Origin of the sequence: Leptospira saintgironsiae (assembly GCF_002811765.1) — a bacterium.
Taxonomy (GTDB): domain Bacteria; phylum Spirochaetota; class Leptospiria; order Leptospirales; family Leptospiraceae; genus Leptospira_B; species Leptospira_B saintgironsiae.
The window spans coordinates 236,075-260,907 of record NZ_NPDR01000003.1; the positions used below are offsets into that span (position 1 = coordinate 236,075).

Sequence of the window (24,833 nt, forward strand, 5' to 3'; positions counted from 1 at the left end):
ATGAGCATTCGTATCAGGGAGATAGGTAAGGATTTTTCCTTAGAACCCATTCTCCAGAGAGCAAAGCAGGATCTAAATGACACTTTGGCCCTGGTACGTCCCATTTTGGAACAGGTGAAAGAAGGTGGGGATAAAGCTATTTATGAGCTCACCCAAAAATTCGACGGACTTAAACCTGAAAAATTGGTTTATCCAGTCTCAGAATGGAAAGGAAAAGCTGACCCAGAGCTTGTTGCTGCATTAGAAAAGGCAAAAGAGAATATTGAAACATTCCATAAGGCTCAAATTCCTACTGATTTAGATGTAAAAGTTTCCGGAAACACATTAGGAATTCGTTATACTCCAATAGAATCGGTCACTGTATATGCTCCTGGTGGAAAGGCATTATACCCTTCTACCATTTTGATGGGAGTGATCCCTGCAAAGATCGCAGGTGTAAAACATATTCAGATAGTTACTCCTCCTCAAAAAGATGGGATCCCTGATGGATTATATGCGGCCGCTAAAATTGCTGGTGCAGATTCGATCGTAACAGTTGGTGGAGCTCAAGGAATTGCGGCGGCATCTTATGGAACAGAAACAATTTCTCGTTCTGAATTTGTGATCGGACCTGGGAACAAATTTGTGACCGCTGCAAAAGTTTTATTAAGCGGACAGGGTGTGATCGGAATAGATAGTCCTGCAGGTCCAAGCGAAGTTCTTGTGATCGCAGACGATTCTGCAAATCCAAACTGGGTGGCGGCAGATTTACTTTCCCAAGCAGAACATGGAGAAGATTCAGCAGCAATACTTTGTACTGATTCTTTGGAATTTGCTAAAAAAGTTTCTGCAGAAATAGATAAGGCTCTAAAAGAAAGACCTAAAAGAGAAACAATCAAAAGAGCTTCGATCGAGAATGAAAGTTGGATATTAGTTTTTCCTAATTTAGAAGAATGTGTAAACTTCTCCAACCTATACGCTCCTGAACATTTAGAGATCCAAACTGAAAACTATCAGGAATTATTTAAAAAAATCAAACATGCAGGTTCTGTATTTTTAGGACCTTATTCTCCTGTTGCGATGGGGGATTATATTAGTGGGACAAATCATATTCTTCCTACAGCTGGGGGAAGTAGGATCTTTTCTTCCTTAGGAGTTCTTACATTCTTAAAAAGAGTGACCTACCAAGAAGTGACCAGGGACTCTTTAGAGAAATTATATCCATATGTAAAAGTTCTCTCCGAATTTGAAGGTTTGGATGAAGAGCATGGAAATTCAGTAAAAGTGCGTCTTTCTCAAAATGGAAAACCATGATCGTATCCAAGGACCCAAACGAAGTCAGAAGCCAAATACTCTCCTGGAAGTCCGAAAAACTTTCAGTGGGTTTTGCTCCTACCATGGGATTTTTGCATGAAGGACATTCGAATTTATTCGTTCGATCTGCTGGTGAAAATTCCAAAACTGTAGTTTCCATTTTTGTAAATCCTGCTCAATTCAATGATCCTGAAGATTATGCGAAATATCCGATCAATACGGAAGGTGATTTAGAAATTTGTAAATCATCCCAGGTGGATCTGGTTTTTTTACCAGACAAGGATACAATGTATCCGGGTGGAATTCCTGAAGTAGAATTGAGAATTCCTCATTTGATGAAAAATCTGGATGCAACTACTCGTCCCGGTCATTTTGAAGGTGTTCTTTTAGTTCTTTCACGATTATTTCATATAATTCCAGCAGATCGTTCTTATTTTGGTAAGAAGGATTACCAACAATACCTGATCGTAAAAGATTTTGTGAAAGCTCTTGGATTTCCAATGGAGATCATAGGAGTAGATACAATTCGCTCCGCAGAAGGTCTGGCACTTAGTTCCAGAAACGCTCGTTTGACTGAGCCTGAAAAAGAAGAAGCTTTGTTACTCATTCGAGCTTTGCGTTTAGGAGAAAGTCTGATTAAACAAGGAGAAAAAGATCCTACAGAAGTTCTGACTGTGATGAGAGATGTCCTGGATTCTTCTTCCAAAATACAAACTGATTATCTGGAAGTTTTGGATGCGAATACCTTAGGGGAACTTCCTATTCTGAAAGGAGAAATCCTTCTCGCCGTGGCTGCCTTTTTGGGGCAGGTAAGATTGATCGATAATTTAACCGTAAAGGGTTCTTAATTTAATATGGCTAAGTCTGTTTCCACTCAATCCGATTGGAAAAAATCTCTGGAAGATCTTTTCTCTTCTGTAAAAGAGAATTCTAAAATTTCTTCTGTACCAAATTCAGTTCATTCTCTTCTATCTTCTGTTATCTTTCAGTCCCAGAAAAATTCTAAAATTGTAATCTCTCCTACAAATACCGAATCAGAATTTTTATATAGAGAAAGTTTAAGTTATTTACAGCCGGATCTTGTTTGTTATCTTCCCGGCCAAGAAGTTTTGCCTTACGAGTATATGCGTTATCCGGCTGAGATGAAAAGGGAGAGGATACAGGCTCTCGCTCGTATCTTATCCGGAGAAAAAGTTTTAGTATTCACTTCTGTGTCCGGATTTTTGAAAACTCTTCCGGAAGCTTCTGCTCTCATGGAAAGATCTTTGTCCGTAAAATTAGGACAGGAGATCCAACCTGAAAACTTAATGAGAGATCTTGTCCGACTTGGTTATCATAGAGTGGACATGTGCCAGGCATTCGGTGAGTTCAGCTTGAAGGGAGGGATCTTGGATGTATTTTCTTCCTTCTCCGCGGATCCTATTCGGATCGATTTTTTCGGAGATGAAATAGAATCTATTCGAACATTCGATCCTGAAACCCAAAGGTCTTTGGAAAATTTGGAAGAGGCGTTTCTACTTCCTGCAGACGAATTTATCCTGACTGATTCTCAAAAAGAGGAGTATCGAAATCTAATCACAAACGCAGATAAATCCCTTCACTTGCCTGAGATCCCAGATGATGCAGGCGGGACTTATTATGAAGAACTCATCCCGATGGTCCGGGAGAATAAAGGAATATTATCTTTTTTTAAATCTAAACCTGGACTCGTTTTTCCTGATCCGAATGGAGCAAAAGAAAGATATTCTCATCTATTGAGAGAATATGATGCTTTATATGAAAAAAGGAGCAAGGAGATCTTATGTGCTCCTCCTTCTATCCTTTTAAGAGATAAAGAAGAATCGGAAATTTTAGAAAATCTAAGCGGTATCAAATTTACACAACTTCCGCCAAGTAAGGGAGAGGATCTGGTCTGTCCTTTGCATCAGGCTCCTTCTTTTAAAGGAAAGATCAGAGAAGTTCGTGAAAAACTGAAAGAATTGAAAACAGAAGGTGAATGGAAGATCATTCTTACTTCTTCTTTCGAAGCCCAAACCCAAAGACTTTTAGGACTTTTTGAATCGGAAGGAATTCGTTTATTAAATTCTGAAGCTTCTGAACCGGAACCAATCCTTCTTCCTAATAAATCCAAAGAAGAAGTGTATTTAGCAGTTTCCGAAATACGGAACGGTTTTTTATGGGAAGATGAAAAACTTATGTTCTTATCCGAGAACGATGTATTCGGAAGAGAATATAAACGTAAAACCAGATTCAAAAAACAAAATAGCAAGGCCATCCAAAGTTTCCTAGACTTGAAAGAAGGAGACTTCGTGGTTCACGTAAATCACGGAGTAGGGAAATTCCTCAAAATAGAAAGAGTAAACGCGGGTGGAAAAGAAAGAGACTTTCTAAAATTAGAATATTATGGCGGTGATACGTTATTTGTTCCTTTGGATCAAATTTCTTTAGTCCAAAGATTCGTAGGCGGAACCGAAAGACCTAGACTGGATAGTCTTGGAAAAAGCACCTGGAAAAAAACAAAGGACAGAGTCCAGAAAGCAGTCGAAGGTCTTGCGGAAGATTTGGTCCATATGTATTCGAATCGGATCAAACTACAAGGGTATGCTTTCCCTCCAGATACAATTTATCAGGAAGAATTCGAAGCTGAATTCGAATATGAAGAAACTCCAGACCAGATAGAAGCAATTGAAGCTGTTAAAAAAGATCTAGAATCTATAAAACCTATGGATCGTTTGATCTGCGGCGACGTTGGTTACGGAAAAACTGAGGTTGCGATCCGTGCAGCGTTCAAAGTGGCAATGGCGGGCAAGCAGATATTAATGTTAGCACCAACCACGATCCTTGCCTTACAACATTATAATAATATGAAAAAGAGATTCGAGAATTATCCAATTACTGTGGAACTCGTTTCTCGTCTTAGAACTGCTGCAGAAACTCGTGATGTTCTAAAACGTTTTGCAGCCGGAAAAGTGGATATGCTTATCGGGACTCATGCGGTTTTAGCAAATTCTGTCCAACCTAAAAACCTGGGACTTCTTATCATAGACGAGGAGCAAAGATTCGGAGTAAACCATAAGGAATCCATTAAGAAGATCAAAAACCTTGTGGATGTTCTAACTCTGACTGCGACTCCAATCCCTAGAACACTTCATATGGCTTTGACCGGGATCAGAGAACTTTCTATTATTGCTACTCCTCCCAAGAACAGACAAAGTGTAGAAACCTACGTGATCGAAGAGGACGAAGAAGTCCTAAGAGACGCAATTCGCACTGAACTTGCAAGAGAAGGACAAGTATTCTATCTTTATAATAGAGTGGAATCTATTGAACAAGAGACTAAAAGATTAAACGAAATCGTACCTGAGGCTGCCATAGGAGTTCTTCATGGTCAGATGACTGAGGACGAGATAGAAGAAACTCTTGTAGATTTTTATGCACGCAAATTTGATATTTTAGTAACCACTACGATTATTGAGTCCGGGATAGATATTCCAAATGTGAATACTCTGATCGTAAAAAGAGCGGATCTATTTGGACTTTCTCAGCTTTATCAGATCCGAGGCAGGGTAGGAAGAAGTGACCGAAAAGCATTCGCATACCTTCTTCTTCCTAAAGACAGAGTAGTGACTGAGGATGCGGAAAAACGTCTGAACACTATCTATGAATACCAAGAATTAGGCTCCGGATTTAAGGTTGCAATGAGAGACCTGGAAATCAGAGGGGCTGGAAATCTTTTAGGTAAAGAACAGTCCGGTGATATTATGGAAGTCGGCTTCGATCTGTATGTGCAGATGTTGGAAGAAGCGATCGCAAGGATCAAAGGAGAAGAAGTAAAAATTGAAGTGCGTACTGCTATCAATTTGGATTCTAACTTCTTCATACCTGAATCTTACATACCGGATACAAGACAGAAAATAGAATTTTACAAACGGTTCGAAGGCGCAAGAGACCTGGATGAAATTGAAGAAGTCACCCAAGAAATGACGGACCGATTCGGAGAACCTCCTGAAGAGGCAAAAACTTTCTTAATGTTGGAAAAGATCAGGACCCTGGCATCTGTTTTGGGATTCGAATCCGTCTCTGAGCTCGGGGAGGAAATCCGACTAAAATTAGGAACACATTTCTTAGGCAGTTATGACAAAATCGTAAACTTGATTTCTGCCCGGATGGGTCTGACCATGAATCCTAGAGAACCGAATGTATTAATATATGTTCCAGGGAAAGCCAACCAAAAGGACAAACTTGTGAAACTTGTGTACTTCTTAACGGAAATGTTACCCGACAAAAAGTAATGGACGCCAGGCCCTATTCTCCTATTTTTTGCGTAGGAATTCCAACACAGATGAAACGGCTATATATATCCCTCACTTTACTCTTATCTTTTTTCTCTTTCGCATATTGCGGAGACGGGACTCCAGTTATCGAGTCTATCGACGGTAATAAGTTAACTACTGCTGGTTTTGAAAGCGCTTTTGATACCGCTTTGGATACTTTAAGCCGCACTCAAAACATTGAAAAAAAGAATGTTATCAAATTTTTAACCGAAGAAGAAAGCAAAGTCCCTCAGAGCTTCTTACAACTCAGAAACGAATTCAGAAAAAGAAAGTTTTTCGATCGTTATCATGAGATGATGGTTGTTAAATCTGCTGCTGATAAAAGTGGCTTTAGCAAAAGATCTGATATTAAAGAAATCTTAAAGTTCCAAGAGATGCAGTTGATTTACGGAATGTATATCGCTGAACAAATCGAATCCAGAATTAAGATCACTGAACAAGAATTAAACCAAGGTTGCCAAGAACTCCGCACTAAATACAAACAAGCTGAGTCCTTAACTTTGGAGCAGTGTTATGATGCTGCAAGAGCTCAGATCAAAGGAAGAAAATCAGAAGAAGTTTATAAATCTGTTTTAGATAGAATTAAGGAAACTGTCGCGATCAAACATAACGATAAGTTTGACCTTGAAAAATATCTAGATAAAGAATTTAGCTTCCCTGAATTGAGCAAGGAAGAGGCTCCTAAGGCTGAGGAAACCAAGGCACCGGAAGCTTCCACTCCAGCACCTGCGCCTGAAGCTACTAAGTAAAAACTAAGTAAGAAAGAAATTTTTCAACGATTTGAATTCATATCTAAACGCAATCTTCCGTAGCGTAATTGAAGCGATTACGGAATTCTTACCGGTGTCCTCCACAGGACACCTTTTCTTATTCTCCTCTTTCTACCCATTTTCAGAAGGAGCGGCTTTCGACGATTTATTCGATATATTCATCCAAAGTGGGGCGATCCTGTCTGTGGTTGTTCTATATCGGGAAAAGTTTTTAGAACAGGGAAGATCAGCAGTACGTTACCTTCTCCGCAAAGAAGAAAACAAAGAAGGATTCCTTTTCTTAACAAGAGTTATTATTGGATTTTTGCCTATCATGGGCGCGGGATTCTTATTCAGAGGATTTTTAGATAAGATCAAGGCAAGAGAAGATATCTTGGCGATCTTGGGAGGAGCTTGGCTTGTTGGAGGAATTCTGATCTTAGTTTCAGAGTTCTGGTTCCAAAAAAGAGAGAAGATCAAAACGAGTGAACCTATCGGAACAAAGGACGCAATCCTGATCGGTATTTTCCAATGTTTGGCCCTGGTCCCTGGAGTTTCCAGATCTGGAGCAACTATTGTAACTGCCAGATTTTTAGGAAAGGATACCAGAAGTTCTGCTGAGTTTTCATTCTTCGTTGCAGTTCCAGTTCTATTCTTAGCCGGAGCTTATAAATTATTCAAACATAGAGAAGTGCTAAATTGGGAGAATCTGCCGATCTTAAGCTTAGGATTTGTTCTCTCTTTTTTACTTTGTTTTTTCGTGATCAAATGGTTCCTAAAATACCTACAAACCCATTCATTTACCGGGTTCGGTTGGTACCGGATACTTCTTGGGATCTCCGTGCTTTCCTTCTACAAATTAGTGATGCAGGGCTGACCAGACACAATAGTGTGGCTTAGATCGGAATGCGCCCCTGGATCCGAAATTGTCTATTTTTATTTTTTTTGCCCACCTTGTTATGGGGGCAACCGGTCGACCTAGGCCCTCGGGGTTCTGCAGGTGAAACCAACTCCGAAGACGATACCCAAAGGTCAGTTGTTAAGACCAGAAACCGCCTTTTAAACAAATCTATCGAAGTTCTTAGCGAAAGGGAAGTGGATGAACAGCTGGAAAACCTTGGTCTTTCCAGAGAAGGTTCCATCTACACTAGACGTAAAAGATTAAAAGCCTCCTTAGCGGAGAAAGAAGATAATAAACCTGATTTCGCCGCGTTAGCCGGAACATCTAAGAAAGATTTACCAATGGTAATCGAGAACGCCGCAGAAGGTGAGCTCATGAGAGTGGACCAAACCAAGGGCGGAGTTTTGGTCTTAAGAGGTAGAGTTCGTATCAAACTCAGATCAGGAAGCCTAGAAGCAGAAACAATATCTGTGGATTCAGATCGCCAAGAAGTGTATGCGGAAGGTGGGATCAAATTCGAAGACGGTCGAGCCAAGATCACTGGAGATAAATTCATCTATGATTATAGATTGGATAAGGGTGTGGTCTATAATACAAAAGGCACAGTTGCTCCTGCTTACTTTTTCGGAGAGAAGGTCAAAAAATTAGATGATAAACGTTACATGTTGGAGATGGGATATTTCACAACATGTAACGCGGAGAAGCCCCATTATTCTTTCAAAGTAGATAAGGTAGTTCTCTACCAGGATAGGACTGTTGTTGGAACTAACGTTCGATTCCAGGTAGGAGGTACAACAGTATTTTGGCTTCCATTCTTCTATAATAATAATTTAGGGAATGGTTGGACCACACAAGCAGGTAAGAACAATACACAAGGTCTATTCTTACAAAACTCATTACAATGGTCAACGATCCCTACTTGGTCTTGGACCCCGATGGGTTATAAAGCTCGTGCTGACTTCTACGAAAAAACCGGACAAGCCTTCCAGTTAGAAATGTGGAGACAAAGTGCAAACCTTAACTATTTAATAGATATAGGTTTTGCAAATCATAAGGCATATCAAATCACTTCCGGTTTCGAGGATAGATTTGCAAATTATGGTCTTGGGACTAGTGCTGTCACAAACCAAGTCGATAAGGGAAATTATTGGGGAACTAATATCCCAAATATCGGAGAAGATAGAGATCCTTGGTGGAAGGGTAGGATATTCCTAAATTCCAAAATGAATAATACGGAGAAGGACGTTACTCGAAACCTGTCCGTTCAATATGAGAATTTTACGAACCGTTTATTCGAATACGAATACGGAAATAGATACCAACCAAGTAATAGTTTACAGTCATTATATACATTCAGAGACGTCCGTTACGGTTATGTTCGTAATAACTTAGAATGGAAGTTAGATTATACGGAGAATAGGGGAGATCTTTCAGTTAATATTAACATGAAGAGAAATATGCTCTTCTATAACCTTTCTCCTTTGAACAAGTCGGGTTATTTTCCTACGGTGGATGTTCTTCCTTCCGTTACGATCAAGAATAGTTCTGAAATTACTAGGCTTCCTTATTTTGAAACTCCAGTGTATTGGGATGTGTATTTAACGAATACATTGATGAGATTTTATGGAGTTCCTACCCAAGAAAAATTGAAAATTCCTACATCCGACGGAAGTTATGATAATCCGAATGGAGATTATAAGGAAAATCTTCTTAGGACCCAAAACTTCTTACAAGGTGAGACTGGATTTAGGACTTCCATGAACTTTGGAAGTTATGTGTCCTTGGCTCCGAGTGTTTATTATGGTGCTAAAAAACAATCTGCACAATTACCTGCAGGAAGTGCGGATACTGTTAATACAAACTTCACTTCCCTAGAAAGAAGTTTGGCAAGGGACAGTTACCAATATTTTAGAACAAATACCAATTTAAGAATTGGTGCTCCGATCTTATTTTTTAATACCACTTATCGTAAGTTAGAAGCAGAGAAGCCTGATTTACAAGACCCTATTCTGATGAAAAACCGTCAGCATGAGTTGGAACTTTCATTAGAAAGTTATGCTTTGGAGAATTTTGAAATTTCTCTCAAGACAATCCGAGATCTTAGGACTTTTTCGGATGAATACCAACCTCAGCCAACGAGCCAAGAAAGATGGTATTATACGGTTTTCCGTTTTGCAGGTTATATAGATTTCTTAGAAGGATTCAGCAAAAGAAAGAGAACTCTTCTGGAACGAAAAAGAAGTTTTTACACAGGAATATTCTTCAATAACGATTTTGTATATCATACTCCTTTACATCGTCCTTTATCCAATAACTTCACTCTTTCTTATAAGATGGGGGGATTCAGACTTCCTTTCTTAAGATATATTAGAGAGTTGGAAGTAGGCGGGACCTGGTATCATATCTATTATGCTTCTATGATGGACAATTATAGGATTTATGCTAAGGCAAGTATTGATATCACAAGGGAATTTGGATTTGAGGCAGAGATTGATTCCAGGGTAACTGAACCTTGGAGATACACAAACCAAACGGATAATTATTATTACCAAAGATATATTCTGAATACGGATCCTACTTCTCCATTTACTTCCATGAATATGAATCCTACAAATTTAGGTCAGGATATTATCAATGGTTCTGGGATCAACGGAACCCAAGCAAGACAGACCACTGCAATGAATGTAAACCGTGCAATGGCAGTGCTAAAATATAATCTACACACTATGAATTTTAGATTAGGTCTAAGTAGTGATCTTAGATCTGTTCCTGGGGGAACTACTGGAGCAAGTCAGGTGACTTTTTATGACCAGTCTATATTCTTCTCCATATCATTAACGGATTTCAGTTTAGGCCAGGAAGATTCTTCTCAACTTTCTAGGATCCGTCTGTTTAGATTTAGAAAACGTCCTCTTAAGGCTGGTTATACAGAAGGAGTCGAATCGGAATAATATGCTGAAAGAAAGAAGTCAAACTTTTAAATTATTATTCGTCTTCTTGGATTTGATATTCTCTTTAGGAAGTTGTGTATTTGCATTCCTTCTTCGTTTTTATGTGGGAGATCCAACAGGAATAGATAGATCATATATTGATCTGGAAAGTTATTTTATATTAGGCTCTGTCCTTTCCGTTTCCCAAGTGATCGTTTTTTTATTCATAGATCTATATCATCCAAGAAGAGGTTTATCCTTTTTAGATGAGTTCCTTGCAATATTTGGAGGAGTATTCTTGAATTTACTCTTCGTATTGTCCATGTTATTCTTTTTCCGAGGTGATTTCGGAAGCGAAAGATTTTCTCGTTCTTTCATTTTAGTTTTTGCAGGGACAAATATTTTTTCTATTGGGCTTCTCCACCTTCTCGCCCGCCAATTCCTAAGATATCTTAGAAGCAAAGGATATAATCTACGCAGAGTACTTGTGATCGGAACGAGAGAGACTGCTGCTCGTTTTGCTGATTCTGTCCAAAGACACCAGATTTATGGATATCAGATCATAGGTTATGTAAGTTCAGGAAATTCTAAAGCAATCCGTAAAGAAATGGTGCTTCTTGGAAAAACGGATAAGATAGAAAAAGTTTTATCTGAGATTAAGCCTGATCTGGTTGTTTATGCTTTAAATAATGCAGAAGGGGATTGTTTGGAAACAGTTTTGGATGCTTGTGATACGGAAGGTATCGATCTAAAAGTAATCCCAGGTTTCCAAGAGTTTATCAAGGCGAAAGGAAGAGTGGATGAGATGGACGGTCTTCCTGTTATTTCTATCCGAAACATTCCTGTACGTTTAGGTTATAATAGGGTTATCAAAAGGAGTTTTGATATTCTATTTACTTTATTATTCCTTATACTTTTTTCTCCCGTATTTTTGATCATTGCACTTCTGATCAAATTAACTTCCAGAGGTCCTGTGTTCTATTACCAGGAAAGAGTGGGCTTGGACAATAAAAGTTTTAAGATGTTCAAGTTTAGAAGTATGGTTGTACAGGCCAAGTCCCAGTCTGAGACCACTTGGACAGTCCAAAATGATCCAAGGGTGACCGGGATTGGTAAGATCTTGCGTAAGACCTCCCTTGACGAAATACCTCAGTTTTTTAATGTGCTTTTAGGAGATATGTCCGTGGTGGGTCCAAGACCCGAAAGACCTCATTTTGTCGAAAAATTCAAAACGAATCATAGACATTATATGAGAAGGCATGCGGTCAAGGCTGGGATCACCGGTCTTGCGCAGGTGCAGGGTCTGAGAGGAGACACTTCTATCGATGATAGAATTGATGCGGATATCTACTATATAGAAAACTGGTCTCTTTGGTTAGATATTAAAATCATCCTGCTTACACCTTTAAAAGGTGTGATGGATAAGAATGCCTATTAAGGGAAAAAAGGAGAACGAAGGCCGTGAACCTAAATGAAGAATCCCTTCAAAAAATCGCAGAGTTATCAAGGCTCAAAATAGATCCTAAGGATATTCAAAACTTCCTTACGGATTTTAATAAAGTGCTGAATTATGTGGATACGATCACTGAGTTAAATGTGAGTTCAGTATCTGATGAGGACTTATATCCGAACGAAGGAAATTCAGTTCGCCCTGATAAAGCGGCAGAAGGTTTAAGTCGTTCTCAAATAGAATCCTTCGCACCTAGTTTCCAAAACGGATATTTCGTGGTTCCAAAGGTGATCGAAACATGAAAGAACTTTGGAAATTAAAATATTCTGATATTAAAAAAGGCTTAAATTCGGGGGAGTTTACTCCAACTGATCTAGTCCAATCTTTGATCTCTCGTATAGAAGCTGAAGATTCTAAAATTAAAGCGTTTCTTGCATGGGAAAAAGAAAGTATCTTGAAGGCAGCTTCAGAAAGTACTGAAAGAAGAAAATCCGGCAAACCTCTTTCCGAGTTTGACGGAATTCCAATCGGAGTGAAGGACAATATTTGTATTGAGAACACGATCACTTCTTGTGCTTCTAAAATTTTAGAAAACTATCGTTCTCCATTTCACGCGACTGCTATCGAAAAACTTTTAGCGAAAGGTTTTGTTCTTATTCCAAGAGCGAATATGGATGAGTTTGCAATGGGTTCTTCTACTGAGAATTCCGCTTATCAGATTACAAAAAATCCATTTGATACTGCAAGAATTCCTGGTGGATCTTCCGGAGGATCGGCTGCTGCGGTTGCTGCTTCTTTTGTGCCTGTTGCATTAGGTTCTGATACTGGTGGATCCGTTAGACAGCCTGCATCTCTATGTGGGATTTACGGTTTAAAACCTACTTACGGAACTGTTTCCAGATATGGACTTGTGGCTTATGCTTCTAGCTTAGATCAAATAGGTCCTTTATCCAAAGATATTGATGGGATCATTGATGTATATTCAGTGATCTCTGGTAAAGACCAGAGAGATGCTACTTCTAAAAATATTCCTGCGTTTGATCCTTCTAAGGTAAAAGAACTTCCTTGGAAAGGTTTAAGAATAGGGAAGATGAAGATCACTTCTGAAATTGAGCCTGATATTGCAAAAGCATACGAATCTCTTTTGGCAGAGTTAGAATCTAAAGGTGCAGAGCTTGTGGACCTGGATTTTTCTCTTCTTTCTAATTCTATACCGATCTATTATATCATCGCTACTGCAGAATGTTCTTCTAATCTTTCTAGATTTGATGGAATCCGTTTCGGACAAAGAAAAGATCCAAGTGGTAAACTGGAAGATCTATATGTAACAAGCAGAAGTGAAGGTTTCGGCAAAGAAGTCCAAAGAAGGATCTTACTTGGAACATTCTCCTTATCCGCTGGATATTACGACGCATATTATGGAAGAGCTCAGAAAGCTCGTGTTTTGATCAAAAAAGAATACGAAGGTTATTTTTCTAAAGTAGATCTGATCCTTCAGCCTACTTCTCCTACAACTGCATTCAAAGTGGGAGAAAAAACTTCCGATCCGATCCAAATGTATAAGGCAGATATCTTAACTACTTCCGTGAATTTGGCCGGAGTTCCTGCAATGTCTGTTCCTATCGGAACTGATTCCAAAGGTCTTCCGATCGGTTTACAGATCACTGCTCCTGCTTTGCATGAAGATAAAATATTCGGTTTTGCTAAAATGATCTCTAACTGGGCTTCTAAAGTAGAATTGCCTGAAACGATCAAATGAGTGAACTTGCCGCGAGAATTATTCCCTGCCTGGATATCAAAGACGGCAGGGTAGTCAAGGGAGTGAATTTCGTAAACCTTGTAGATGCGGGAGATCCCGTGGAGTCTGCAGTTGTTTACGAAAAAAATCTCGCGGACGAGTTATGCTTCTTAGACATCACTGCTTCCAGTGATAAAAGAGATATTCTTATCCATTTGGTAGAAGCTGTTGCAGAAAGGATATTTATACCTTTTACTGTGGGCGGTGGAATTCGCACCTTAGATGATGTGAAAGCGGTTTTGGAGAAGGGAGCGGACAAGGTTTCGATCAATACTGCCGCTTTCCAAAATCCGGACCTTCTTCGCGCCGCCGCAGAAATTTACGGTTCTCAATGTATTGTATGCGCGGTGGATGTGAAATTCCACCCGGAAAGACAAAGATTCGAAGTGTTCTTGCACGGCGGAAGAACCGAAACCGGAAGATACGCATTGGACTGGGGACAAGAAGCCCAAGAAAGAGGTGCTGGGGAGATCCTACTCACCTCCATGGATCGCGACGGGACCAAAAAAGGATTCGATATCCAACTTTTAAAATTATTTTCTTCTAATTTAGAAATTCCTATTATTGCAAGCGGCGGGGCCGGAAATCCGGAGCACATGGTAGAAGCAATCCTGAGAGGAAAGGCCGACGCAGTTCTTGCAGCATCTATCTTTCATTTTGGAGAATTCACAATCCAAGAAACGAAAGAAAATATGAGAGAAATGGGGATCAAGGTCAGACTCTGAGGCCAACCGGAATTTGGAATCTACATTCCGCCCCGTGAGTGTGGGAATTCAACTTGATAGTTTCGGAATTTTTTGATATAGGAGTGGGCAGACAATTCTCCCACGAGCCACTCCCCGCCACCCAAAGCTAGGGTGGGGGCAGCCTCCGACGCGTAGGAATTCCAACACGCACAAAAAGCTACTTCATATAAGCTGAAAAATTTCGAATTAAGGACCGACCTGTCTTCGGTCTTCTTTCATAATGCGTTTACAATCGTAAGCACTTCAGCAAACACATTATTAAAATGTGTTTTCACTTTTGTGAGTCCCCCACCTGTTCCACCCTCATTTCTGAAAGACATTTGAGAATGGTCCATATCACTCACAGTATGTTCCGTTCCAGCTCTGTTATTTAAAAGCGCTGACTTTAACGGAACAATTCCATCAGAATTAGAAAATACCGGGTTCCCATTTGTAATTACTGTACAAGCGGCTTGGTAGGTGGCTGCATGATCAGGACCAGTACAATTCGCGGTCCCCATATCTCCTCCATACACTGTCGTAATAGAGTCTTTAGAAGTATTTGCGATCATACTTTCTAAGAAGAAGTTAAATGCTTGGTCGGTCCCGTCAGTGATTGGCGGGGTAATCGCTGTTACTCCTGCACTGATCCCGTTTGTATAAGCAAGACCTTGTCCACCAGGAGTATCAGTCATAAATTTAATGATCGTCCCGATTGTGTTCAAGTTCCCGGTGTATTGCGGAGAAGAATACGGAGATCCGTAATAAGGAGTTCCTAAACTTACGATATGATCGATCACATTCTCCGTATTATTTGCATGTTGGATTGCTGCTCTGGAAACAAGTCCTCCCATGGAGTGTGCGACTACCACCACTTTATCGGAAGAAGTAAAAGCTGCGTTTAAGGAATCTATGAATCTTCTTCCATTTACTTCAATGTAATCAGAAGTTCTATAAGTAAAAACATAGATCTCGAAAGTATCGTATACACTGCTACTATAACCACCCGGGAGATCGGTAGTTTGAGTAATAAATGCGAGGCCTTGGTTCCAAGTCCCAAGTAAGTTGGCTACCTTCTTATTAAAATCAGTAGGTGGATCTGTTTGCCTTTCTGCAAAATCCCAACCGTGAATGAGTACAATTTTTGCTTTTGAATTATCCCTCTGGAAATATGGATCTTGGAAGTAGAGGGGAGAAAGGCTGCCTACCGCCATGTCCGGAAACACAGTCGAGAATTTATACAACGCGTGGTTCTGTTCCGCAAAAAATGCAGAAATGATATAATCCTTAATTTGCTCACCGACAGATTTGCTGTCCGAAGGAGTGAGTCTGTCCTGGAGATAATCGCAGCTCGCGAAAGATAGAAGTGTAAAAAATAAAAACAGAATTCGGAAAGATAAAAATCTTTTCATATTAAAAGACCCAATACAATTTCAAAGTCACATGAAGTATCGTTGTAGGAATTCCTACAACGCAGGCAAACTAATGATTTGAACTACATGTTCTAGAAAGTTTGGGACCGATCGCCAAAAACCGCAAGCTAGAATTTGAAGAAGCTTATTCATTAATATCGTAACAGAAAGGAAATAAATGTTTGAATAGGATTTACTTCGGTCGGTTTTTCAAACGATCCAATACAATCCCTGTGGCGACTGTCACATTTAAAGAGGAGATATGACCGTGAAGTGGAATGCGGACAGTAAAATCAGATTTTTCCATCAGGATCCTTTTTAGACCTTCTCCTTCATTTCCCATCAAGATCACGAGTTCTTCCCAAGCAGGAATTTTGGCCCAATCTTCTGTTCCTTTGTCGGAAGTAGAAACCACCCAGAAATTCCGTTTTTGCAATTTTTCTAATATTTGTGCCAGGTTTCCGACTTTAAAAACATTTAGATAGGCAAGTGCACCTGAGGCAACTTTTTCCACTGCAGGTGTGATCCCTGAGGAATCTCTATCAGGAATGAGAACTGTTTCGACTCCGAAACATTCCGCTGTTCTTAAAATATTTCCTAGGTTACCTGGATCTTGGATACGATCCAAAACAAGAATAGGACCCTTACAATTCTCCAGATGAGAATCGAACGATTTTTTATCTCCTTGGTGGAGTTGTATCCTAAGTGCAAGCACTCCCTGGTGATTCACACCGGGAGCCATTTTGTCTAACTTACTGGGAGAAGCTTCTTTGATTAGAAGTTTGTCTCCTAATTCGGATAAAATTTCTTCTAATTCTTTTTTGGCTCCGGAAGTTAGCCAAATTTCTTGGAAGGAAAGTTCTGAACCTTTTTCGAGATGTCTTTCCAGAATTTCTCGGATATTTCTTCTTCCGTAGATATAATCCTGGCGGCTCATTTTCTTTTCCAGCGAAGACCTTCTTTTGTGTCTTCGATTATAATTCCTATCTCGTTCAATTTATCTCTGAGTCTGTCTGATTCGGCAAAGTTTTTGTTTTTGCGTGCTTCTTGTCTTTGTCTCACGAGTTCATCTATCTCGGAATCTAAAACTTCTACCTTTTTTTCGAAATTTAAAACACCTAAGATGGAATCAATTTTATAAAATAAATCTAATCTTTTGGCGATCTCATTTTCGTTCGGAGAATTCTGATCCAAATACTGATTTGAATCTTTTACCAATTCAAAAACAGATGCTAAAAATTTAGAAATATTCAGATCATCCGCAAGACTTTCTAAAAATTCATCCCAGGTTCCTGCGTCCACGTTTGCCTGAGCTTGGAATGTTTTTCCGAATTTGGAAAATTCTTCTAATAATCGATTGATACAATTTTGGATCTTGGAAACGGATCCGGCTGCTTCTTCTAATCTTTCTTTTGTGAAGTTTAATTTGCTTCTATAATGTGCAGAGAGTAGAAGAAACCGAATGTTTTTAGGTTCTGCTCCTTCCTTCTCCAAATCTCTTAGGGTGAAAAAATTCCCCTTGGATTTGGCCATCTTTTCTCCGTTTACGAGTAAATGTTCAGAGTGTAGCCAATATTTTACAAAAGATTCTTCTGGATAAGCGCCTTCACTTTGAGCGATCTCATTTTCATGGTGGGGAAAGGTTAGGTCCACACCTCCGGTATGGATATCAACTCCGGAACCATACACGTCACGCACCATTGCTGAACATTCTAAATGCCATCCAGGTCGCCCTGAACCTATTTCAGTTTCCCAAGAAGGTTCTCCGTCTTGTTTAGGAAACTTCCAAAGAACGAAATCTCTCACATCATCTTTATCGTATTCGTCCGTATCATAACGGGTTCCGGATTTCATTCCGCTTACATCAATTTTGGAAAGTTTTCCATAATTTTTGAATTTGGAGATAGAATAATATAAACTTCCGTCTTTTTCGTAAACGAGTCCCTGATTTTGGAGATGTTTAATGATCTCTACCATGGAAGGAATGGAATCAGTCGCTCTAGGATAATGTTCTAATTTTTGAATATTCAAAGATTCTAAATCTTCTTGGAACGCTTTGACCCAAGGTTCTGTGAATTCTCTGATTCCTTTGCCTTGGGCTAAGGATTCACGGATGATCTTATCATCAATATCGGTGATATTCATTGTCATATCCGGTTTATAACCGAATGCGATTAAAGTCCTTCTTAGGAGGTCTACGAATAGAAATGCGCGTAAGTTCCCTAGATGTGCGAAATTATAAACTGTAGGTCCGCAGGAATATACTCTGACTTTATCTGGAAACTCTGGACGAAATACTTCTTTGTTTCCGCTAAGAGAATTATGGAAACGGATTTCTTTCATTCAGGGAACAGGATCTCTTTTGCGAATTCCAAATTGGCCAAATTCTGTTTGTCCCCGGCAATTCCTGCTTCGTTCCCTTCTGTAGGATATACCTGCATTCTTTTATCGCAGACTAAATGATTGAATAATGCAAATACAGACTTAGGATGAGAAACTTTATCTTCCATTCCGACTGAAACCAGAGTAGGGATCTTGATCTTTTTGGAAAAATTCAAACTATCAAAATAAGAAAGATTCTTTTTTACCTGAGCTTTTTTGGATTTTGCATTAGCAATCTGTTCCGAAACTTCTTTCGACCAGCTTGTTCCCAATTTTAATTGGGTATCATCCACATGGCAAAAATTAGGAGTTTCTAATATAAGTGCTTTTACTCTTGGAGAATTCGCGGCACCGAATAATGCCATAGAAGCTCCGATACCTTTTCCTGCTAGGATGATCTTATCTCCATCAATTCCGTCGGTAAGTCTTAAAAATTCAATAGTGCGGATCACATCTAAGTAATTTGCTTTTAAGAAGAAGGATTCTTTCGCTTCTAATCCTTTTCTGTAATATCCTGGGGTCCAATCCGGGTCAGGAATTTCTCCTTCTTTCAAAACTGGACGGATGAGTTGTGTGCCATGACCTCGAACGTCTAGGATAAGTTGTGCAACTCCAGCTTCTGTCAGACCCTTTATGATTTGAGGTCTGTCTTTTGCATAATCGTGGAAATATACTAGAACAGGAAGATCCCCTCTTTTTCTTGGGATCACCAAACTACCAGTAAGAGTAGCGTTTCCATAAGATTGGAAAGAAATATCGTAGATGGTTTCTTTTAAAATGGTCCCTTTGAGCAGGGCCTTGGTTTGGTTTTTAACCGGAAAACCTTTGAGTTCTCGGATCGACTCCGCCCAAAAATCGTCCAAATCCGCTGGAGGTGAGAAGGGAGGATAAGTCTGGAAGCACTCGTCGAAACTGATAGCCATCAGAGATACATCGTTTTCATTTCAACGGGGGTGTAAAGTGATCTTTTGCAGAATACAATGTCTGCAGGAGAAGGACAGAAATTGTCATAGGCCCTACACCTCCTGGAACAGGAGTATAATGAGAGGATTTTTCCCAGGCCTTGGAAATTTCGATATCTCCTACGTTTCCTGCGTTATAACCGGCATCCAATAATACTGCTCCCGGTTTGATCCAATCCGCTTTGATAAATTCAGGTTTTCCCACAGCACCCACAACTATATCAGCCTGGGCCACGATTTCAGGTAGGTTTTGGGTTCTGGAATGACAGAGGGTAACAGTTGCGTTCATTTCTGTAAGAAGCATCGCCATAGGTTTTCCCAAAATAGGAGAACGTCCTACAACCACGGCTCTTTTTCCCGCAGGATCAATCCCGTATTCTTTTAGAAGAAGAACCATACCATACGGAGTACAAGGAAGATAGGTTTCCACTCCCATGGACAATTTCCCGAAGGATAATGTAGTAACTCCGTCCACATCCTTCTTCAAATCGATCCGATCGAATGCTGCTCTTTCGTCTATCTGGGGAGGAGTAGGATGTTGTAAAAGAATTCCGTGGGTGTCCGGATCCGCGTTCAATTTATCAATGACCGCGAGTAATTCCTGGGTCGATGTCGTTTCAGGAAGTTCTATTTTTTCGGAGATCATTCCCACCGCGTGGCAGGACTTGACTTTCATATTTACGTAAGTGGCAGAAGCAGGATCGCTACCGACCAGGATTGTTGCGAGTTTCGGGGGCTTTTTTCCGGAAGCCGTGAGGGTTTTGATCTCTTCGGCAATAGAATCTTTTATCTTTTGGGAAAGTTTTTTGCCATCCAGTAAAATCGCAGTCATGGGTTCAAGATTTAGCTTCCGGTCCCGATGTCATCCGAAAATAATCCTTTTCAGTCGGGCAGAATGCTTAAAATAGGATCATGTCCGAAGTTTCTACTATTGACCTATATCGTTTGCCGGAACATGTAAACCAAACTGTACGTATCCAAGGTTGGGTTCATGGTTTGAGAGGATCTAACGCCAGACAATTTTTAAGTCTGAGAAATTCCGGAAAAATCTTACAAGTACTCGCTGAAAAAGAAATTTTGGGAGAAGACCTGTTTTCAGAGATCAAACATCTAAAACAGGAAACTTCAGTCGAGGTAATCGGTAAATTAGTGGAGAATGAAAAGTCTCCCATAGGATTTGAATTGGTTCTTTCTTCTTTCAAGAAGGTAGGAGAATCAGATAATTATCCGATCACTCCCAAAGAACATGGAATAGACTTTTTACTTTCTCAAAGACATCTTTGGTTACGTTCCAGTAAGCAGTTAGCAATCATAAAAGTAAGAAGTGAACTTTCTTATCAGATCCGAAAATATTTCCATAATAACCAATTTACATTAATAGATACTCCTATCTTAACAGGTTCCATTGGAGAATCTGCAGGAACATTATTTTCTACAGAATATTTTGATCTTGGAAATGCATATCTTGCCCAGACTGGACAATTATATTTAGAAACTGCTATATTTGCTCATAATAAAGTATATTGTTACGGTCCAACATTTAGGGCGGAGAAGAGTAAAACCAGAAGGCATTTAACAGAATTCTGGATGGTAGAAGCAGAAACCGCATTTTTAACACATGCAGAAAACCTAAAATTGCAGGAAAATTTTGTAAAAACAGTCATCAAAGAAACTGTGGCTGCCTGCGAGCCAGAACTGAAAGTTTTGGAAAGAGATACTTCTACTTTGCTGGATTATATCTCTAAACCATTCGCTCTTATCGATTATAAAGAAGCTTTAGAATACCTACAATCCCAAGGAGAAGATATAACCTGGGGAGATGATATCAATTCGGAAAGAGAACAGATGCTTTGCCAAAAATTTGGAGGTCCTGTTTTTATCCAAAAATATCCAAGAGAAGCAAAAGCATTCTATATGAAGGTCAACCCAGAGGATCCAAGAACAGTGCTTAACGCGGACTTGATCGCTCCAGATGGAGTGGGGGAGATCATTGGCGGTTCCGAAAGGGAAGAAAGTTACGAAACTATCACTAAAAGGCTAGAAGAAGAAAATCTACCTGTTGAATCTTATGAATGGTACTTGGAGCTCAGAAAATATGGCTCTGTTCCACATTCGGGTTTTGGTCTTGGGACAGAAAGGCTAATTGCCTGGATCTGCGGACTACAACATGTTCGGGAATGTATCCCTTACCCCCGGATGATGGAAAGGCTATATCCTTAAAAAAAATCCGTTAAAAAATCCGGATCTTACCGATACCAAAAATAGAGGTATCGTATGGCTAAAAGTTCAGCCCTTTCCACACAGCTTTCTTTGGAAGAGTCCGCTTGGGAACTCTTTGAGACAGGAGCTTACGAGGAAGTATCTAAACTAGCGGAGAAGAATCCGAAAAACGTTTTCTTAAATCATTTGAGAGCGGTTTGCGAATTCGAAACGAAAACGAATACTGCCAATAATTTTCCTTTAGAAGGAAAAACGGTCCTAACACCATTGCTCGGCGCTTACTTGCATAAAGCCAAAGGGAATGCAAAAGAGGCCGCAGTATTATTTCACGAATATTTCAAGGCATCCTCTAGTCTGGTATCTTATTCAATTTTAACTACAGGTATCAAAGCATGTGAAGAAGTGGGGGCCCACAAAGCATGCGCGGATCTTATCCAAAGATACAAGGCTCTTTGGACTGACGGATATTTTTCCAAGCTGGAATTTTTCTCCCTATATCATTTAAGAAAATTCGAAGAAGCTCTAAAAGTATTCAAAGAAAATTCTGAAAGCCTAAAAGAAGACAGAGATGTTCTGGCTGCTTTAGGATTATGTTTTGTTCATATAGGAAAATTCGAAGAAGCTTGCAATATCCTGGAAAAACTTCCAGGTGCAGGCGAGATCCCTTCTTTCGAAGATAAGGTGATTGAGTATTCGGATAGGATCAAAAATATCTCTAAATACGAAGCTCGGAAAAAAGAACTTTCTAGAAATGAACTCTTAGATTTGGGATACGCGTATTTATTCTCTGAGTCTTATAAAAAGGCAGAAGAAGTATTTACTTCTCTCGTTTCCCTAGAATCACGATAACCCTTCCTTTCAAAAGAGCCTCCCTGGATTTAGGGGAGGCCAAGACCTTCTCCGCATCCTCATTAGAGATAACAAGATCCGCTCCTAATTTTCCCGAAACACCTAAGGCTGTAGTCAAAAGAGGTTTATAACCTGCAACTTCTTCCTTCATTGCGTCTTGCACTTTAGAAAAATAACGAATATATCCGTAATTCACTATCGAACTTTTTTTAACGAAGAGTGGGGTATAGATCGCAACTCCATCTTCATCTCTTATCTCTGAGAATAAAGCAGGCACAACTTCTAAGTGTCTTGCGTCCACGATCAGCCCTGTATAAGAATCTGCAGGATTATGAACTGGATGAGCTTCTGGAAAATTTTCGGAAGAATAGGGCAGAGTGATATGAGAAAGGATCCCCTTTTTTCCTTTTAAGGAAAGAATTCCAGTAGCTACTAAATGATTTCCTTTGAATTGGTTATGGATCTCGATCGGTTCCTTTTCATAAATCTCTTGGAAAATTTCTCGAAAGGATTCATCTTGCGCTATTTTTTCACGGAGTAGAAGATTGGAATCTAATTTTAGATTTTCCATACTTCTATATAAGTATTTCTTAATCTCTTCTTTCGCGGTTTCTTTGGCGATGTTTCTGGCTTCTGTAATATTTTTTGCGGTTCCGATCTTATTATAATCTGGATCGTCCGGATGAAATGAGATTTTAGGAAGTTTGACTTCTACGGTTTTACTAATCTCTCCTGTTCTCCAATTTACGATCGTTTCTGTCTTGTCTTTTGACTCCCAAGCAAAAAGAGAAATTCCGGAGATCAAAAAGAATACAAGGGTTTTAAGTTTCATACCGCTTCTCCGGAAGAGTAATTAGGAAGTTTAGAATATTCTAATTTTAATTGGTTCCATTCAGTGACTCTCTTTGCAGGGGGAAGGGAATTGATCAGATCCGTTCCATAAGACTTGGTCCAGATACGAGAATCTAATAAACTTACAATTCCAGTATCTTTTTCAGAACGGATCAATCTTCCAAAACCTTGTTTGAGCACAGTGGTAGCGTAAGGAAGTTGTAGATCCTTGAAAGGATTTCCACCTTTCTCTTTTAATTTCTCACTTCTTGCCTCGAGAACTGGATCATTTGGAGGTTGGAAAGGAAGTTTTGTTAGGATCACAGATCTGAGTTTATCACCTCTGATATCTACTCCCTGCCAAAAGGAAGATACACCAAAAAGAACGGCATCCTTTTCGGCTAAAAACCTATTTTTGGCTGCTTCTGGTCCCATCTCCAATTGAGAAATGATAGGTAGATCGGTAAGAGGTCTGATCGTTTCTATAATTTCATTCAAAGATTTGTTTGAAGTGAATAAAACGAATGCTCCTCCTTTGGTAAGTTCGATGAGTTTTAAGATATAACGAGAAAGGTCAGCTGCATTTCTTTCAGCAGATTCGGTCGCATCCTTGATGTCTTTAGGTAAAAATAAAAGTGCATTTTTCTCATAAGGAAAAGGAGAAGCCACAAGTTTAGAACGGGAAGGTAATCTTCCGATTCGATCTGCAAAATAACTTAGATCACCTTTATTGGTAGAAAGTGTAGCAGAAGTAAATACCATACTTTCAGTTCTGGGTTCTAAAACTTCTCGTAGGATTGTTTCGGATTTTAAAGGTTGGGTCAGAAGTTTAGGGAACATCTCTTTTGTTTTTGTATTCGGGGGATCTGCCCAATATACTCTTTCTCCCTCATCCATCGTGCGAAAAAGATGTAAACCTTCCGCGATTTGACCTATACGTCCTGAAGACATTTCTAGCTCCATCGCAATCTCTTTTTCTTCTATCTCATCACTATCTTTAGAATATTTTTTCAATTCTATAAGAAGTGCTTCTTGCAAAGAATCTAATGCAGCTTCTAATTCTCCACCGTCCATTTTTAATGGCCTACGAATTCTTTGAGAGCCGTAAAAGTTCAGAGGAAGTTCTCCTACTACCTTATTAAAACAAAGGAAAAGTTTTTCTCCTGCATGGTTTGTCAGATCATTGATCTTAGGAGAATTTAGTCTTGCGCCCAAGCCTGATTTTTTCTGGGAATTCCAAATGCCTTGTAATAGTTTTTGGATCTCTAAAGAAGATAATTCTATTCTGAATGCGTTTCCTAAAACTTCAGGGAAATTATGGGCCTCATCTACTACTATCTTTTTGAAATCCGGAAGAATATTAAAATCGGATGCTATATGAGCTGCGAGTAAAGAATGGTTTACGATCAGTAAATTTGATTTTTGCCATTTAGCTCTTTCTAAAAAATAAAAAGAATGCGAGAAGTTAGGACAACTTCTTCCTAAACAAGAATCTGCTTCTCTTGTTACCTTGGACCAAAAATCAGGAGATGCATATCCATCATATTCTTGCCTTCTTCCTGATTCTGAATTAGAAACCCAATCCTTAAAAGAATTTAAATGTTCCATCATCTCAGGACCGAAGGTTCCTTGCGTAAGAACATTTCCTAATTTTCTTTTGCAGACGTAATTAGAAGCTCCCATCGCAATTTCAGCTTTCACTTCTTGTCCTAAAATTTGGGAAACAAGGGGAATATCTTTTCTTATGAGCTGGTCTTGGAGTGCTTTCGTTTCGGTAGAGATGACTACAATCTCTTCTCCTTCTAACGCGCTGATTGCTGCAGGGATTAGATAGGCTAAGGATTTTCCAACACCAGTTCCTGCTTCTACGATCAGATGTTCTGAGCTAGCAAATGCTTGTTCTACACTATTTGCCATTTGGATTTGACCGGATCTGGATTCGAAATCGGGCCAGAGTTTGGAAAGTTTTTTGAATTGTTCTTCTACTCTACTCAAAA

19 protein-coding genes are annotated in these 24,833 nt (G+C 39.5%); 12 read left to right on the forward strand and 7 right to left on the reverse strand.

The window, feature by feature from the left end; genetic code table 11:
• From hisD to hisF, 10 genes are read left to right on the forward strand one after another with little or no spacing between them, the layout of a single operon-like run.
• Entirely contained in the window at positions 1-1,293 is a 1,293-nt protein-coding gene (gene hisD, locus CH362_RS08640) for a histidinol dehydrogenase (protein WP_100709962.1), read from the forward strand.
• Positions 1,290-2,141 (forward strand): pantoate--beta-alanine ligase, encoded by an 852-nt coding sequence (gene panC, locus CH362_RS08645; protein ID WP_100709963.1) that lies wholly within the window; start codon positions 1,290-1,292, stop codon positions 2,139-2,141. Before hisD ends, panC begins: the two co-directional genes overlap by 4 nt.
• Positions 2,142-2,147: 6 nt before the next feature.
• On the forward strand, positions 2,148-5,585 hold the full coding sequence (gene mfd, locus CH362_RS08650; RefSeq protein WP_100709964.1) for a transcription-repair coupling factor: 3,438 nt from the start codon (positions 2,148-2,150) through the stop codon (positions 5,583-5,585).
• 50 nt (positions 5,586-5,635) lie between these two features.
• The gene (locus CH362_RS08655) at positions 5,636-6,376 is read left to right on the forward strand and encodes a lipoprotein LipL31 (protein ID WP_100710242.1); all 741 of its coding nucleotides are present in this window, start codon (positions 5,636-5,638) and stop codon (positions 6,374-6,376) included.
• Between the two features lie 31 nt (positions 6,377-6,407).
• Positions 6,408-7,253, forward strand: coding sequence for an undecaprenyl-diphosphate phosphatase (locus CH362_RS08660; protein WP_100709965.1), 846 nt, complete (start codon positions 6,408-6,410; stop codon positions 7,251-7,253).
• A 29-nt stretch (positions 7,254-7,282) separates the two neighbouring features.
• Complete coding sequence (locus tag CH362_RS08665; protein WP_100709966.1) at positions 7,283-10,228, forward strand: LPS-assembly protein LptD; 2,946 nt, start codon at positions 7,283-7,285, stop codon at positions 10,226-10,228.
• 1 nt (position 10,229) lies between these two features.
• Positions 10,230-11,645, forward strand: a complete 1,416-nt coding sequence (locus tag CH362_RS08670) for an undecaprenyl-phosphate glucose phosphotransferase (protein WP_100709967.1) — start codon at positions 10,230-10,232, stop codon at positions 11,643-11,645.
• Positions 11,646-11,668: 23 nt separating this feature from the next.
• On the forward strand, positions 11,669-11,959 hold the full coding sequence (gene gatC / locus CH362_RS08675) for an Asp-tRNA(Asn)/Glu-tRNA(Gln) amidotransferase subunit GatC (RefSeq protein WP_100709968.1): 291 nt from the start codon (positions 11,669-11,671) through the stop codon (positions 11,957-11,959).
• Positions 11,956-13,416: an Asp-tRNA(Asn)/Glu-tRNA(Gln) amidotransferase subunit GatA gene (gene gatA, locus CH362_RS08680; protein WP_100709969.1), complete on the forward strand. Its 1,461-nt coding sequence runs from the start codon at positions 11,956-11,958 to the stop codon at positions 13,414-13,416. Before gatC ends, gatA begins: the two co-directional genes overlap by 4 nt.
• Positions 13,413-14,180 carry an imidazole glycerol phosphate synthase subunit HisF gene (gene hisF, locus CH362_RS08685; protein ID WP_100709970.1) on the forward strand — a complete coding sequence of 256 codons (768 nt, stop codon included), beginning with the start codon at positions 13,413-13,415 and terminating at the stop codon, positions 14,178-14,180. The genes gatA and hisF overlap by 4 nt, the downstream gene beginning before the upstream one ends.
• A 236-nt stretch (positions 14,181-14,416) precedes the next feature.
• Here hisF and CH362_RS08690 read toward each other — a convergent pair whose 3' ends face one another.
• The 5 genes from CH362_RS08690 to folD all read right to left on the reverse strand — a co-directional run bounded on the left by CH362_RS08690 (position 14,417) and on the right by folD (position 19,768).
• The gene (locus tag CH362_RS08690; RefSeq protein ID WP_100709971.1) at positions 14,417-15,592 is read right to left on the reverse strand and encodes an alpha/beta fold hydrolase; all 1,176 of its coding nucleotides are present in this window, start codon (positions 15,590-15,592) and stop codon (positions 14,417-14,419) included.
• A gap of 193 nt (positions 15,593-15,785) precedes the next feature.
• Positions 15,786-16,529, reverse strand: coding sequence for a 23S rRNA (guanosine(2251)-2'-O)-methyltransferase RlmB (gene rlmB, locus CH362_RS08695; protein ID WP_100709972.1), 744 nt, complete (start codon positions 16,527-16,529; stop codon positions 15,786-15,788).
• A complete protein-coding gene (cysS, locus tag CH362_RS08700) occupies positions 16,526-17,935 on the reverse strand; it encodes a cysteine--tRNA ligase (protein ID WP_100709973.1) in 1,410 nt (469 codons plus the stop codon). The genes rlmB and cysS overlap by 4 nt, the downstream gene beginning before the upstream one ends.
• Positions 17,932-18,897 (reverse strand): acetylxylan esterase, encoded by a 966-nt coding sequence (locus tag CH362_RS08705; protein WP_100709974.1) that lies wholly within the window; start codon positions 18,895-18,897, stop codon positions 17,932-17,934. The genes cysS and CH362_RS08705 overlap by 4 nt, the downstream gene beginning before the upstream one ends.
• Positions 18,898-18,913: 16 nt before the next feature.
• Positions 18,914-19,768: a bifunctional methylenetetrahydrofolate dehydrogenase/methenyltetrahydrofolate cyclohydrolase FolD gene (folD, locus tag CH362_RS08710; RefSeq protein ID WP_100709975.1), complete on the reverse strand. Its 855-nt coding sequence runs from the start codon at positions 19,766-19,768 to the stop codon at positions 18,914-18,916.
• A gap of 80 nt (positions 19,769-19,848) precedes the next feature.
• On the opposite strand from folD, the gene asnS reads away from it, so the two are divergent.
• Together asnS and CH362_RS08720 are read left to right on the forward strand one after the other, a co-directional pair.
• The gene (gene asnS, locus CH362_RS08715; RefSeq protein WP_100709976.1) at positions 19,849-21,156 is read left to right on the forward strand and encodes an asparagine--tRNA ligase; all 1,308 of its coding nucleotides are present in this window, start codon (positions 19,849-19,851) and stop codon (positions 21,154-21,156) included.
• 54 nt (positions 21,157-21,210) lie between these two features.
• Positions 21,211-22,005 carry a hypothetical protein gene (locus tag CH362_RS08720; RefSeq protein ID WP_100709977.1) on the forward strand — a complete coding sequence of 265 codons (795 nt, stop codon included), beginning with the start codon at positions 21,211-21,213 and terminating at the stop codon, positions 22,003-22,005.
• On the opposite strand, the gene CH362_RS08725 is transcribed toward CH362_RS08720, so the two are convergent.
• Together CH362_RS08725 and CH362_RS08730 are read right to left on the reverse strand one after the other, a co-directional pair.
• The gene (locus CH362_RS08725) at positions 21,974-22,837 is read right to left on the reverse strand and encodes a hypothetical protein (RefSeq protein WP_100709978.1); all 864 of its coding nucleotides are present in this window, start codon (positions 22,835-22,837) and stop codon (positions 21,974-21,976) included. The genes CH362_RS08720 and CH362_RS08725 overlap by 32 nt on opposite strands.
• On the reverse strand, positions 22,834-24,831 hold the full coding sequence (locus CH362_RS08730) for an ATP-dependent DNA helicase (RefSeq protein ID WP_100710243.1): 1,998 nt from the start codon (positions 24,829-24,831) through the stop codon (positions 22,834-22,836). Before CH362_RS08730 ends, CH362_RS08725 begins: the two co-directional genes overlap by 4 nt.
• Positions 24,832-24,833: the final 2 nt, after the last annotated feature.